12 protein-coding genes and 1 tRNA gene are annotated in these 12,294 nt (G+C 66.5%); 7 read left to right on the forward strand and 6 right to left on the reverse strand.

The annotated features are described in order from the left end of the window. Positions 1-134 precede the first annotated feature (134 nt). Positions 135-1,475, reverse strand: a complete 1,341-nt coding sequence (locus tag EI982_RS05075) for an aminotransferase family protein (RefSeq protein ID WP_157688453.1) — start codon at positions 1,473-1,475, stop codon at positions 135-137. A gap of 514 nt (positions 1,476-1,989) precedes the next feature. After that, positions 1,990-2,064, reverse strand: a tRNA-Glu gene (locus EI982_RS05080). A gap of 283 nt (positions 2,065-2,347) precedes the next feature. Here EI982_RS05080 and EI982_RS05085 point away from each other — a divergent pair. From EI982_RS05085 to EI982_RS05115, 7 genes are all read left to right on the forward strand, one after another. Further along, positions 2,348-3,694 (forward strand): ABC transporter substrate-binding protein, encoded by a 1,347-nt coding sequence (locus tag EI982_RS05085; RefSeq protein ID WP_157688454.1) that lies wholly within the window; start codon positions 2,348-2,350, stop codon positions 3,692-3,694. Further along, the gene (locus tag EI982_RS05090) at positions 3,694-4,560 is read left to right on the forward strand and encodes an ABC transporter permease subunit (RefSeq protein ID WP_157688455.1); all 867 of its coding nucleotides are present in this window, start codon (positions 3,694-3,696) and stop codon (positions 4,558-4,560) included. The genes EI982_RS05085 and EI982_RS05090 overlap by 1 nt, the downstream gene beginning before the upstream one ends. Continuing rightward, entirely contained in the window at positions 4,553-5,641 is a 1,089-nt protein-coding gene (locus EI982_RS05095; protein ID WP_157688456.1) for an ABC transporter permease subunit, read from the forward strand. Before EI982_RS05090 ends, EI982_RS05095 begins: the two co-directional genes overlap by 8 nt. Then, a complete protein-coding gene (locus EI982_RS05100) occupies positions 5,638-6,387 on the forward strand; it encodes an ABC transporter ATP-binding protein (protein ID WP_199243731.1) in 750 nt (249 codons plus the stop codon). Before EI982_RS05095 ends, EI982_RS05100 begins: the two co-directional genes overlap by 4 nt. Beyond that, positions 6,384-7,088, forward strand: a complete 705-nt coding sequence (locus tag EI982_RS05105; protein WP_199243732.1) for an ABC transporter ATP-binding protein — start codon at positions 6,384-6,386, stop codon at positions 7,086-7,088. Before EI982_RS05100 ends, EI982_RS05105 begins: the two co-directional genes overlap by 4 nt. Before the next feature lies 1 nt (position 7,089). Then, positions 7,090-8,685 (forward strand): amidase, encoded by a 1,596-nt coding sequence (locus EI982_RS05110; RefSeq protein WP_157688458.1) that lies wholly within the window; start codon positions 7,090-7,092, stop codon positions 8,683-8,685. Between the two features lie 84 nt (positions 8,686-8,769). Then, positions 8,770-9,501 (forward strand): SDR family oxidoreductase, encoded by a 732-nt coding sequence (locus tag EI982_RS05115; protein ID WP_157688459.1) that lies wholly within the window; start codon positions 8,770-8,772, stop codon positions 9,499-9,501. A gap of 6 nt (positions 9,502-9,507) precedes the next feature. Here the strand turns inward: EI982_RS05115 and EI982_RS05120 are convergent, their stop codons facing one another. The 4 genes from EI982_RS05120 to EI982_RS05135 all read right to left on the reverse strand — a co-directional run bounded on the left by EI982_RS05120 (position 9,508) and on the right by EI982_RS05135 (position 12,239). Next, positions 9,508-9,696 carry a YegP family protein gene (locus tag EI982_RS05120; RefSeq protein ID WP_157688460.1) on the reverse strand — a complete coding sequence of 63 codons (189 nt, stop codon included), beginning with the start codon at positions 9,694-9,696 and terminating at the stop codon, positions 9,508-9,510. 41 nt (positions 9,697-9,737) lie between these two features. Beyond that, positions 9,738-10,010, reverse strand: coding sequence for a hypothetical protein (locus tag EI982_RS05125; RefSeq protein ID WP_157688461.1), 273 nt, complete (start codon positions 10,008-10,010; stop codon positions 9,738-9,740). A 74-nt stretch (positions 10,011-10,084) separates the two neighbouring features. Then, positions 10,085-11,485: a class II fumarate hydratase gene (locus EI982_RS05130; protein ID WP_157688462.1), complete on the reverse strand. Its 1,401-nt coding sequence runs from the start codon at positions 11,483-11,485 to the stop codon at positions 10,085-10,087. A gap of 67 nt (positions 11,486-11,552) precedes the next feature. Then, positions 11,553-12,239, reverse strand: a complete 687-nt coding sequence (locus EI982_RS05135) for a haloacid dehalogenase type II (protein ID WP_157688463.1) — start codon at positions 12,237-12,239, stop codon at positions 11,553-11,555. Between the last annotated feature and the right edge of the window lie 55 nt (positions 12,240-12,294).

The following is a 12,294-nucleotide window of genomic DNA, read 5'->3' on the forward strand; positions in this document are numbered from 1 at the left end:
CCGTCGTCGGCCGGTGGTCGAACACTCTTCTTCCGACGGACGATCGGCACAGCCACCGCTCCGACGGGTGGAATCCGCTCCGGACCGAGAAACGCCGTCCGTGGACCGTCGGAGACGAACGCGGGAGTCGACGCCTACTCCTCCATCGCGGCGTCGGAGATCTCGAGTGCCTCGTCCAGCGCGGCGACGGCCTCGTCGACGTCGTCCTCGGTGATCGTCAACGGCGGCGTGACCACGATGGTGTTGACCGACGTGTAGAAGTAAACGTCGTTGTCGAGCGCGTGAGCACCCACCTCGTCGAGGACGGTCGTCCGCCCCGACACCTTGTCGCTTCGCTCCTCGAACGGCACGCGCTTCTCCTCGCTCCGCGTGAGTTCGAGCCCTTGGTGGAGGCCGATCCCCCGCCGCTCCCCGACGCTCGGATGTCGCTCGGCCAGCGATTCGAGCTCGGATTTCAGGTACGCGCCCATCTCGCGTGCGTTCTCGAGCAGCCCCTCCTCCTCGTAGGTCTCGATAGCCGCCGCGCCAGCCGCACAGGCGACCGGGTGGCCGGCGAACGTGTGGCCCTGGTTGAGGAGGTTGTCCTCGAAGTGTTCCGCGATCTCCTCGGAGACCGTCGTCGCGGCCAGCGGCTGATACGACCCGGTCAGACCCTTCGCCATCGTGATGATGTCCGGTTCCGCGTCGTACAGCCCCGAAGCGAACCACTCGCCGGTTCGGCCGAAGCCGGTCATCACCTCGTCACAGATCAACAGTGCCCCGTGGTCGTGGGCGATCTCCTGGAGCCGGGGCAGGTAGTCGTCCGGCGGAGTCAACACGCCGTTCGACCCGACGAGCGGCTCGACGAGCACCCCCGCGACCGTGTCGCCCTCCAGTTCCAGCATCTCGTCGATGTACTCCAGGCTCTGTTCGGGGTCGAGGCTCGACCCGTAGGCGTACGGATCCGGGCCCTTGACCATCCCGGGAACCTCCGGCTGGATCTCCGGTCCCTGCGCCACCCTCCGTGGGTCCCCGGAGGCCGACAGCGAGGCCGCGGTCGCACCGTGGTACGACCGGTACCGCGAGAGGATCTTGTGTTTGCCCGTGTACGCTCTGGCCATCTTCATCGCTACCTCGTTGGCCTCGGTGCCGCTGGTCGAGTAGAAGGTCTTTTTCAGCGACCCCGGCGTGATCTCGGCCAGTTTCTCCGAGAGGCGAGCCCGCGGCTCCGTCGACCAGCCGGGATTGACGTACGGTACCTCGCGGATCTGTTCGTCGACGGCGTCGGCGATGCGGTCGGCGTCGTACCCGAGACTCGTACAGACGTACTGGCTGCTGAAATCCAGAATCGAATCGCCGTCGGCCGTGACGATCCGCGGCCCCTCGGTGTCGACGATCTCCGTCGGGTCGAAGTCTCGCTGGCGTGTCCACGTCCCGAGCGTGTACTCGCGGTCGAGACGCTCGATTTCGTTCCGCTCAGTATCCTGACTTGCCATGGTCGGACATCGTAAGGACACAACATGAATGTTTTGGAGGATATTCTAAATCAATTATGTCCGGCACCATCTATCCCGGGTTTGTGCGGATATTTGAGAAAATATTTTACGTGCTTTCGTGGGACGGAGCCGGGGTACTCGAGCGCCCACGGACCCGCTACGCGTCGCTGACGTTCACGCGTCTCGGCGGTGTTACCGTCGATCCGGGTGGGACTACGGACGGATGGAACCGAAAGATGAGTGCTCCGACAGGGATTCGAACCACGGTCGCGGCGAAGCCGCTCCCTGATTCGAATCCATCATACGCTTCTCGCTCGAAAAACTCGCTGCGATGCTCCGACAGGGATTCGAACCACGGTCGCGGCGAAGCCGCTCCCTGATTCGAATCCTTCCTGCGCTTCTCGCTCGAAAAACTCGCTGCGATGCTCCGACAGGGATTCGAACCACGGTCACGGCGAAGCCGCTCCCTGATTCGAATCCATCATACGCTTCTCGCTCGAAAAACTCGCTGCGATGCTCCGACAGGGATTCGAACCCTGGTCATTGCCGTGAGAGGGCAATATGATTGGCCGGACTACACCATCGGAGCGGACGTCGCCTACCGGTCGTCGTCGCCGTCGCGTCGTCGACATCAGGAGCGAGGAACCGGCCAAATATAAACTCTGTTCTTTCGATCGGACAGCCCCATCCGGGGGGAGGCCGTCTTCGATCGGATCCGGACCGCCGACCGGTCCATACGGCTGAACGCTGTTTTGTATTTCGACCATAATTCGGATAAATAAATAAGTATCTCGAATTCCATTGGAATTTTGTAGACGACTCGTCGCGACGACCGGTAAATATAAGTCCCGGTGCGGTGCTTGTGTATCCTGATGTCACGGGACATGGGAGACGCTAGCAAGAACAGGAGTTCCGACACGACGACCAACCGCCGACGGTTTCTGAAATCGGTGACGGTGAGCGCCGGGGCAGTCTCGCTCGGTGGCTGTGCTGGACAGGTCGGAAGCGGCGGCGGCGGCGAAGGGCCGATCCGGATCGGGACGCTCTACGACAACAGCGGTCCGCTCGGCTTCGTCGGGAAGGGGAAAGACGCCGCGACCGAGATGTGGCTCGAACAGCAGGATTACGAACTGCTCGGGCGGGAGGTGGAGTGGATCGACTACAACCCGGGCGGCGACAACACGGAGTACAAGAACCTGACGCGGAAGCTGATCCAGCAGGACGACGTCGACATGATCCTCGGTGCGCTGCTCAGTTCGAACCGGGAGGCCCTTCGGCCCATCGTCGACGAGAACAAGCAGTTGTTCAGTTACAACGACTGGTACGAGGGCGGCGTCTGTGACGAGTTCATGGTCATCAACACGACGCTCACCTCCCAGCAGCGGCCGCTGATCGACTTCATGGTCGAGAACTTCGGCTCCGACTACTACGCGCTCGTCGCGGACTACAACTACGGGCGCGTCAGCAACCGGTACGCCCGGCACTACGCCGGGGAGAACGGCGCGGAGCCGGTCAACGAGGAGTTCATCCCGCTCGAAACCTCCGAGTTCGGGTCGACGATCAACCGAATCCGGGAGGAGGACCCCGACTGGATCCTCAGCCTGCTGGTCGGCTCGGCGCAGTACTCCTTCTTCAAGCAGGCGGAGTCCTCCGGGCTGGACCTGCCGTACGGGTCGCTCGCCAACATCGCGGGCACGTACGAACACGTCAGCTTCGATCCCCCGGTGATGGCCGACACCTACTCCTGTTTCAGCTACTTCCAGGAGATTCCCACGGAGACGAACCGCGAGTTCGTCGAGGCCTTCCAGGAGCGCAACCCGGCGTACACGAAAGAGGAGGGCGGCTACGTCTTCCTCTCGATCGCGGACGCGTGGAACGCGATCCGGTTCTACTGGAACGCCGTCGAGCAGGCGGGGACGGTGGATCAGGAGGCCGTCCTCGCGGAGTACGAGAACGGACTCGAGATGGACTCCCCGAAGGGTCCGGTGACCTTCAACGGCGAGACCCACCACGCGACACAGAACATGTGGCTCGCGAAGGTCAACGACGACCACAGCATCAGCTTCCTCGATATGGACGGCAACGAGACCGAGGAACCGATCGCCGAGAACGTCGAAACCAGCGAGTGGTTCCGAAACCAGTGTAACCTCGTCGAAAACAGCTCGTGGGACGAGCCACAGACGGACTACTTGACACCCGACGAAGGTGATCTTTCCTGATGGCCGCTGCCGAAGCGATCCTCCGGTTCCTGGTGTTGTTGCTGAGCTTCTTCGGCACGCTCGCACTCGCCGGCATCGGCTTAGCCGTCATCTTCGGCATCATGGGCATCATCAACTTCGCCCACGGCGAGTTCATCATGATCGGCGCGTACTCGACGTCGATCGCGTACGGCGCGGGACTGCCGCTGGCCGGCGCCATCCTCGTCGGCGGCCTCTCGACCGGCCTGTTCGGCCTCGTCGTCGAACGACTGTTGATCCGTCACATGTACGACCGCCTGATCGATACCCTGGTCGCGACGTGGGGGTTGAGCCTCATCCTGATCCAGGTGGTCCAGATCCAGTTCGGCGGCTCGTTCGGCAGCATCCCGATACCGTTCGGGACGTTCCAGTACGGGAGCTTCAGCGCCTCGATGTACAAGATCGCACTGGGACTGACCGCGCTGGGGCTGTTCGCCGCGACCTACGCCGTCTTCACGCGCACGTCCTACGGGCTGCAGGCGCGGGCGGCGATGCAGAACAAGGAGATGGCACGGAGCCTGGGTGTCGACACCGGTCGCATCTACATGCTCACGTTCGTCTTCGGGTCGGTGCTCTCGGGCATCGCCGGGGGGCTGTTCGCCCCCCTGACCGTGCTGACGCCGACCATGGGCAGCGGGTACATCGTCGAGGCGTTCGTGACCGTCATCGTCGGCGGGACGAACGTCCTGGTCGGCACCTTCGGCGCCGCGCTCTCGCTCGGCCTGATCCAGACGCCCGCCTCGCAGCTCTTCGGAACGCTCGGCGGCCGTGTCGCGCTCCTCGTTACGACTATCCTCATCATCCGCGTCCTGCCCGAGGGCATCTCGGGGGTGGTCGCGCGTGACTGATCCGGGGCGGATCGAACGACTCCGGGACCTCCTCGAGGGGCAGAACACCCTGGGCAACTCGACGCGCTTCTGGTACGGGTTCGTCCTGGTCGTGGCGTTCGTCTTCGCGTACCCGCTCCTCACCAACCCCTTCGTGCTGAAGGTGAACACGGATTACTTCGTCTGGATGATCCTCGCGCTCAGCCTCGCCGTCGTGTGGGGGTATACCGGGATCTTCAACTTCGGACAGACGGCCTTCTTCGGCATCGGTGCGTACACCTTCGGTATCGTCGGCATCACGTTGATCGAGGTGACCGGCGGGACGAACGTCGCCATCCTCGCGGCCGTCGTGGTGACCGTGGTCGCGAGCGCGCTCCTCGGATACTTCATGTTCTACGGGGAGATCAGGGGACTCTACGTGGCGATTCTCACCCTCGCGGTGGCGCTGACTCTGAACCTGTTGCTCGTGCGGACGACGAACACGACGATCGGTGCGGCGGAAATCGGCGGCAACAACGGGATCACCGGGATTCCAAGCCTCACGCTGGGCGCCGGTCCCTTTTCCACCACGCTCGGGATCACGGCGCAGTATTACCTCGTCGCGGTCCTCCTCGTCGCGACGTATCTCGGACTCCGGATCCTCCTCAACTCCTACTACGGCTACGTCCTCCTTGCGATCCGGGAGGACGAGGACCGGACGCGGATGCTGGGGTACGACGTCCGGAAGTTGAAGCTGATCGCGTTCTCCCTGACCGCGGGACTCGCCGGCTTCTCCGGTGCTTTACACGCCGCGTGGGGCAACTTCATCGATCCGACGGTCATGGGGCTGACCGCCGCGTCGGTGCCGATCATCTGGGTCACGGTCGGGGGGCGCAACACCCTCATCGGCCCGCTGGTGGCCGCGTACGCCCTCCAGTCCATCTCGACGCGGCTGTCGACCGTCGGGAGCGGCTACACGAACATCTTCCTCGGTGCAGTGTTCGTCCTGGCCGTCCTGTTCTTCCCCGACGGCTTGGTGCCCGCCGTGGTGAATCGGTGGCAGGAACGAACCGGCGGCGGTCGCGACATCGATCCCGCCGGCACGACGGAGGCCGAAACATGACTGCACGACAGGACGACGACGGAGCGATCCTCCGGACCGACGGATTGACGAAGCGCTTCGGCGGCCTCACGGCCGTCGACGACGTCTCCTTTAGCCTGCCCGCCGGCGAGATCCGGTGTCTCATCGGTCCGAACGGCGCGGGCAAGAGTACCTTCCTGAAACTGGTGACCGGAACCCACCACCCGACCGAAGGAACCGTCCACTTCGACGGCGAGGACGTCACCGATCTGAAACCGCACGTGCGCGTCCGGCGGGGGATGAGCCTCAAGTTCCAGCGGATCAGCACGTATCGGGAGCTGACGGTCGAGCAGAACCTCCGTGTGGCGACCCAGCGGATCCACGACGGCCCGGAGGCGACGCGGCGGATCGACGAGTTGCTCGACACCATCGGCCTCTCCGCCCACCGGCAGGCGATCGCTGGGAGCCTCTCGCACGGCGACCAGCAGTGGTTGGAGATCGCGATGGCGATGGCGACCGACCCCAAACTGCTCCTCCTCGACGAACCCACCGCGGGCATGACCATCGAGGAGACACGGGAGACGGGCGAACTGATCCAGGATCTCGTCGAGGAGGGGATGTCGATCCTGGTGGTCGAACACGACATCAACCTGGTCAGACAGATCGCCGACCGCGTCACCGTACTCAACCAGGGATCGGTCCTCATGGAGGGAGCGGTCGCGGAGGTAACCGGCAACGAGGACGTCAAACGCGTCTACCTCGGCAAGCAGGCGGAGGGAACGGCATGAGCCTGCTCGAACTCGATGAGGTGAACGCGGGGTACGGCCGGACGCCCGTGCTTCACGACATCTCGATGGAGATCCGCGAGGGCGAAGTCGTCTCCCTCATCGGACGCAACGGGGCCGGGAAGTCGACGCTGATGAAGACGATCATCGGGTTGTTGACGCCGACGAGCGGCGATCTGCTCTTCAAGGGTGAATCCATCGTCGACGACCCGGCGGAGCGTCGCGCCCGCCGGGGGATCGGATACGTGCCCCAGGACAAGGAGATATTCCCGCGCCTGACGGTACACGAGAACCTCAAGGTCGGCCGCTTCGTCAACGAGGCCAACGACCGGAGTCTCTTCGAGGAGATGTACGACTACTTCCCGATCCTGGACGAGCGCCGAAACCAGAAGGCGGGCACGATGAGCGGGGGCGAACAGCAGATGTTGGCCATCGCTCGGGCGCTCGTCGGCGCCCCCGACCTCCTCCTGCTCGACGAACCCTCCGAGGGCGTCCAGCCGACCATCATCGAGGAGATCAGCGACATCGTCGGGGAGATCAACCGGGACATGGGGACGACGGTCTTTTTCGTCGAGCAGAACCTCGATTTCACGATCAACACCACCGAGCGGTGTTACGTGATCGACACCGGCGAACTGGTCAACGAACTCCCCCCGGACGAACTCCGCGGCTCGGAGGTCGTCCAACAGCACATCACGGTGTGAGATGACCGGCGACACCTATCCGAACGTCCACCGGCCGTCGCCCGAACGGGTCGCGGCCATCGCCGACGACCTCGGCCTGGAACTGAACGACGAGGAACTGGCCGACTACCTCGCGGTCCTCGACGGCGCGCTCGACGACGTCCGGCGCGTGATGGAGCTTCCCTCGCCCGAGTTCCCGATCCACCGACGGACCCACACCGACCGACCGCCGGGGCACGCGCCGTCCGGCGAGGACGATCCCTTCAACGTCTGGATCACGCGGTGTACGGTCGAGGGCGACGACGACGGCCCGCTCGCGGGACGGACGGTCGGCCTGAAGGACAACATCGCCCTCGCGGCGTACCCGATGACTTGCGGCTCGCGGGTGCTCCGCGATTACGTCCCCCGGATCGACGCGACGGTCGTCACCCGTCTGTTGGACGCCGGCGCGACCGTCACCGGGAAGCTGAACATGGAGGCGTTCGCGTGGTCGGGCTCCAGCGACATCTCCGATTACGGGACCGTCCCCAACCCGCACGATCCGGCGCGACTGGCCGGCGGCTCCTCCAGCGGGAGCGGGGCGGCCGTCGCCCTCGGCGAGTGCGACGTCGCCCTCGGCGGCGACCAGGGCGGCTCGATCCGCATCCCCGCTTCGTGGTGTGGCGTGGTCGGACTCAAACCCACGACCGGACTCGTCCCCTACACCGGCATCTTCCCGCTCGATCCGACGATCGATCACGTCGGCCCGATGGCTCGGAGCGTCGAGGACGTCGCCCTCGCGACCGAGGTACTCGCCGGCGAGGACGTCCAGAACGGTGTGCGGATGGACGCCCGGCAGCCGCGCGGCGTCTCGGCGGCGCCGTACGCCGACGCCCTCGACGAGGGGGTCGAGGACCTGACCATCGGCGTCCTCGAAGAGGGGTTCGACTGGCCGGCGGGCGACCCCCGAATCGACGAGACAGTCCGTGGCGTGATCGACGACCTCGCCGCCCGCGGGACCACGGTCGAGTCGGTGAGCGTCGACTTCCACCGCGAGATCCTCACGCTGCTGACGCCGCTGGAGATCCAGGGCGGCACCCGGACGATGGAGGAGGGTGGCGTCGGCACCCACCACACCGGCTGGTACTGGACGGACCTCGTCGACGCCGTCGAGTCCCGGACGCGGTCGCGGACCGACGAACTGCCCCCGACGGCCAAGGGGTCGCTGCTCGTCGGGACCTATCTCGCCGAGACGTACGGTATCGAGTTCTACGCGAAGGCGAAGAACCTCGTCCTCGAACTCGAACGGCAGCTGACGGCACATCTCGATCGCTGTGACGCGCTCGTGATGCCGACGATTCCGATGCTCCCCTTCGAACGCGACGACTCGCTGAGCCGCACCGAGCGCCTCGGCCGGATCGTCGAGAACCACCGCAACACCGCGACGTTCGATCACACCCACCACCCCGCGCTGACGGTGCCGTGTGGCAGCGTCGACGGCCTCCCGGTCGGGCTACAGGTCGTCGGCAGCCACTTCGACGAGGCGACCCTCTTTACCGTCGGCGCGGCGGTCGAACGGCTGACCGAGTCGCCGACCCTGCCGGTGTCGCCGCCCGCGCCCGACGCGGCGGACGGGTAGTTCCCGGTCGGCGACGGCCGTCGGCCGCCCACGCTGCCGCCGGCCCGAGACTAAAGAGTCTCGGGGACGACGAGTCGGACGACCATGAGTCTCGAAGACAGCGCGACGGTCGTGACGGGAGCGAGCTCCGGCATCGGCGAGGCGACGGCCCACGAGTTGGCGGGCCGCGGGGCACGGGTTGCCCTCGCCGCGCGGAGCGAGGACCGACTGGCGGCCATCGCCGACGACCTCGAACGGGAGTACGGCGCGGAGACCCTCGTCGTCCCGACGGACGTCCGCGACGAGGCGGCCGTCGAGGAGCTGATCGAGACGGCCGTCGACGCCTTCGGCGGGCTGGACGTCCTCGTCAACAACGCGGGACTCGGCCGGGGCGGCGAGGTGGCTGACCTCTCGACCGAGGACTACCGGGCGATGATGGACACGAACGTCGACGGCGTCTTCTTCGCGACGCGGGCCGCTTTGCCGCATCTCGAAGCGACGGACGGCAACCTGATCTTCGTGGGCAGTTTCGCCGGCCAGTACCCCCGCCCGGGGAACCCGGTGTACGCCGCGACGAAGTGGTGGGTGCGCGGGTTCGCCCACGGGGTCGAGGGACAGGCCGGGCCGGACGGCGTCGGCGTCACCGTCGTCAACCCAACCGAGGTCCGGACGGAGTTCGGCGCCGATGAGGGCGACAGCTTCGCCGAACGGTTCGAGCCGGGCGAGGTGAGCGAACCCGAGGAGATCGCCGACGCCATCGGCTTCGCCGCCGCCCAGGACCACTCGACGGTCCACGAGATCGACGTCTACCGACGGGACAAGTTCGAGGGTTGGTAGGAGCGGTCACGGGGAATCCGGCGCCGCGATACCGGCCTCGGGGAGTACGCGCTTGAGCCGCTGGATCCGGCGGGCCGCGGCCTGCCGTGTCGGGTAGGCGTCCCCGCTCGTCGCGAGGACGGCACCGTCGTCGTGGAGACGCCAGCGGAACTCGCCGGCGTCGGTCTCGACGATCCGAAAGGTCGGTCCGGTCATGTGTCGGGGAGAGCCGCCACGGTCAAACGCCTCCCCTCATCCTACGAGAGCTGTCTGGACCACCAGCGGAGCCACTCCGACAGCGGGCCCCGCATCCCGTCGACGTGGACCCGGACGGTCCCGTCGAGGTGCCAGCGAGCGTACTCCGACTCCGAATCCATCCGGAGCGGGACGTCGACGGTCACGTCCTCGAAGGTGCACTCCAGGTCCTCCTCGCGGTCGATGGCGGTGTCGAGCACTTCGTCGACGACGTCGAGCCACGTCTGTTCGTCCGCCGTCTCGGCCGGGAGATCACCGGACGTATCCTTCGACATTACCTACGTGTGGTAGCGGCGACGGCTTGTATCTTCGCCTCGAGTCGCCCGCGACGGCGCTCGGCGTCGGGCCGTCACTCCGCGTCGGGGATGCCCCGTTCGGTCATCCGTGCGGGATCGAGGATGCGGTCGGCCGCGTCCGGCGATAGATACCCCTTCTCGACGACGACCGAGCGAACGGTCCGTCCCTCCTCGATGGCCGTCGTCGCCACCTCGGCAGTCCGCTCGTGGCCGATGTGTGGGCTCAGTGCCGTCGCGAGCGCGATACCGCGCTCGACCTGTCGGGCGCACCGCTCCCGGTCGACGTCGAGGCGTGCCACGAACGACTCCGCGAACGTCTCGGCCGCGCCGGCCAGGGATTCGATCGACTCCAGAAGCCGCGTCGCCAGGACTGGCTTGTAGAGGTTGATCTCGAGTTCGCCGGCGGCTGCGCCGACGGCGACGGTCGTGTCGTTGCCCAGGACGGCGACGTAGACCTGATTGACGGCCTCGGCGACGACCGGATTGATCTTTCCGGGCGTGATGGAGGAGCCGGGCTGGTTTTTGGGCTGTTCGATCTCTCCGAGGCCGGCCCTGGGCCCCGACGCGAGCAGGCGCAGGTCGTTGGCGATCTTGTGGAGCGACCCGGCGAGCGTCCGGAGCGCACCGTGGGCCTCGCTCACGGCGTCGTGGGCGGCCTGTGCGGCGAAGTGATCGTCGGCCTCGCGGAACGGGATGCCGGTCTCCTCGGCGATGTACGCGATGGCCCGCGCCGGGAACCCCTCGGGGCAGTTCATCCCCGTCCCGACCTGGTGGCCGCCGAGGGGCAGGGCAGCCATCCCCTCGAAGGCCGTCTCGACCCGCTCGATGCCGGCTTCGATCTGTGCGACGTAGCCCGAGAACTCCTGACCGAGCCGGATCGGAAGGGCGTCCTGGAGGTGCGTGCGACCGGTTTTGACCACGTCGTCGAACGCGTCGCGTTTCGCCGCCAGTTCCGCCCGCAACGTCCCGAGTGCGGGCCGCAACTCGCCGTCAGCGGCGACACGGGCGGCGACGTGCATCGCCGTCGGGATCACGTCGTTCGAGGACTGGCCGAAGTTGACGTGGTCGTTCGGGTGGACCGTCGCCTCGCCGTCGAGCAGTTCGGTCGCCCGCGTGGCGATCACCTCGTTCGCGTTCATGTTGGTCGAGGTGCCCGATCCGGTCTGGAAGACGCCCACCGGGAACTGGTCGTCGTGGCGGCCGTGGGCCACCTCGTCGGCGGCGACGACGATGGCCGCGGCCACCTCCGCGGACAGGTGCCCGAGGTCGCGGTTCGCCAGCGCAGCGGCCTTCTTGACCGTGCCGAGCGCCCCGACGAACCGGCGACCGAACGAGCGGCCCCCGATCCCGACGTTCTCGATCGCTCGCTGCGTGTGTGCGCCCCAGTACGCGTCCGCCGGCACGGTCAGTTCACCGAGTTCGTCGCTGACCGTCCGCCCGTTCCCGTCGGTCATGCGACGTGGTATCACGCCCGGACACAAAACGTCTACTTGGAACCGATACGTCGCCGCCCGACGACGGTCACTCCGCAGTCAGCAACGCCGTCACCTCCGCCATGGAGTCGGCGACGGCGTGGGGCTCCCCGTCGAACCGCGGCCATGGCGAACCGGTCCGGTCGAGCCAGATACCCTGCATGCCGGCGTTGGTACACCCCACGATGTCGCCCCATCCGGCACCGACGTGCACCACCCGCTCGATGGGGACGCCGAGTTCGTCGGCCGCGGCCTCGTAGATCCGCGGGGCCGGTTTGAACGTGCCGACCGTCGCGGCGCTGATCGTCGTTTCGACGAACGCCTCGGTGTCGGTCGTCTCCACGAGCGACTCCAGGAGCGACGGGTTCCCGTTCGAGAGTATCGCGATCCGGTAGCCCGCCGACGAGAGCGTCGCCATCCCCGACCGGACGTCGTCGAACGGGTCGAGGTCGTAGTAGACGTCCGTCATGTCCCGAAGTTCCGGCTCGGAGACGTCGATCCCGCGGGCGTCGAGCAGGTACGCCAGCGCGTCGCGGTGGAGGTCGTAGTAGGTCGGATCGACGTCCACGTGGGCGGCGACGGTCGCGAACTGCACCGCGAGGGAGTGCCACTCCGCGGCGACGGCCGCCGGGTCGTCGACGTACTCCTCGAGGACGCGCCCCGCCGACCGCGGATCGACGAGCGTGCTGTACGAGTCGAAGGTGACGACGTCGGCCCGCTCGTTATCGATGGCCATAGGCCGATAGTGCGGGACGGGCCGCTAAACGCTATCGGCGCTCCCGTGTCGATCG

The organism is Haloplanus salinarum (genome assembly GCF_009762275.1).
Taxonomy (GTDB): Archaea; Halobacteriota; Halobacteria; order Halobacteriales; family Haloferacaceae; genus Haloplanus; species Haloplanus salinarum.

Coding starts and splice junctions, on each gene's coding strand:
- EI982_RS05075 (WP_157688453.1), bottom strand. CDS start 1,475: ATGGCAAGTCAGGATACTGAGCGGAACGAAATCGAGCGTCTCGACCGC.
- EI982_RS05085 (WP_157688454.1), top strand. CDS start 2,348: ATGTCACGGGACATGGGAGACGCTAGCAAGAACAGGAGTTCCGACACG.
- EI982_RS05090 (WP_157688455.1), top strand. CDS start 3,694: ATGGCCGCTGCCGAAGCGATCCTCCGGTTCCTGGTGTTGTTGCTGAGC.
- EI982_RS05100 (WP_199243731.1), top strand. CDS start 5,638: ATGACTGCACGACAGGACGACGACGGAGCGATCCTCCGGACCGACGGA.
- EI982_RS05105 (WP_199243732.1), top strand. CDS start 6,384: ATGAGCCTGCTCGAACTCGATGAGGTGAACGCGGGGTACGGCCGGACG.
- EI982_RS05110 (WP_157688458.1), top strand. CDS start 7,090: ATGACCGGCGACACCTATCCGAACGTCCACCGGCCGTCGCCCGAACGG.
- EI982_RS05115 (WP_157688459.1), top strand. CDS start 8,770: ATGAGTCTCGAAGACAGCGCGACGGTCGTGACGGGAGCGAGCTCCGGC.
- EI982_RS05120 (WP_157688460.1), bottom strand. CDS start 9,696: ATGACCGGACCGACCTTTCGGATCGTCGAGACCGACGCCGGCGAGTTC.
- EI982_RS05125 (WP_157688461.1), bottom strand. CDS start 10,010: ATGTCGAAGGATACGTCCGGTGATCTCCCGGCCGAGACGGCGGACGAA.
- EI982_RS05130 (WP_157688462.1), bottom strand. CDS start 11,485: ATGACCGACGGGAACGGGCGGACGGTCAGCGACGAACTCGGTGAACTG.
- EI982_RS05135 (WP_157688463.1), bottom strand. CDS start 12,239: ATGGCCATCGATAACGAGCGGGCCGACGTCGTCACCTTCGACTCGTAC.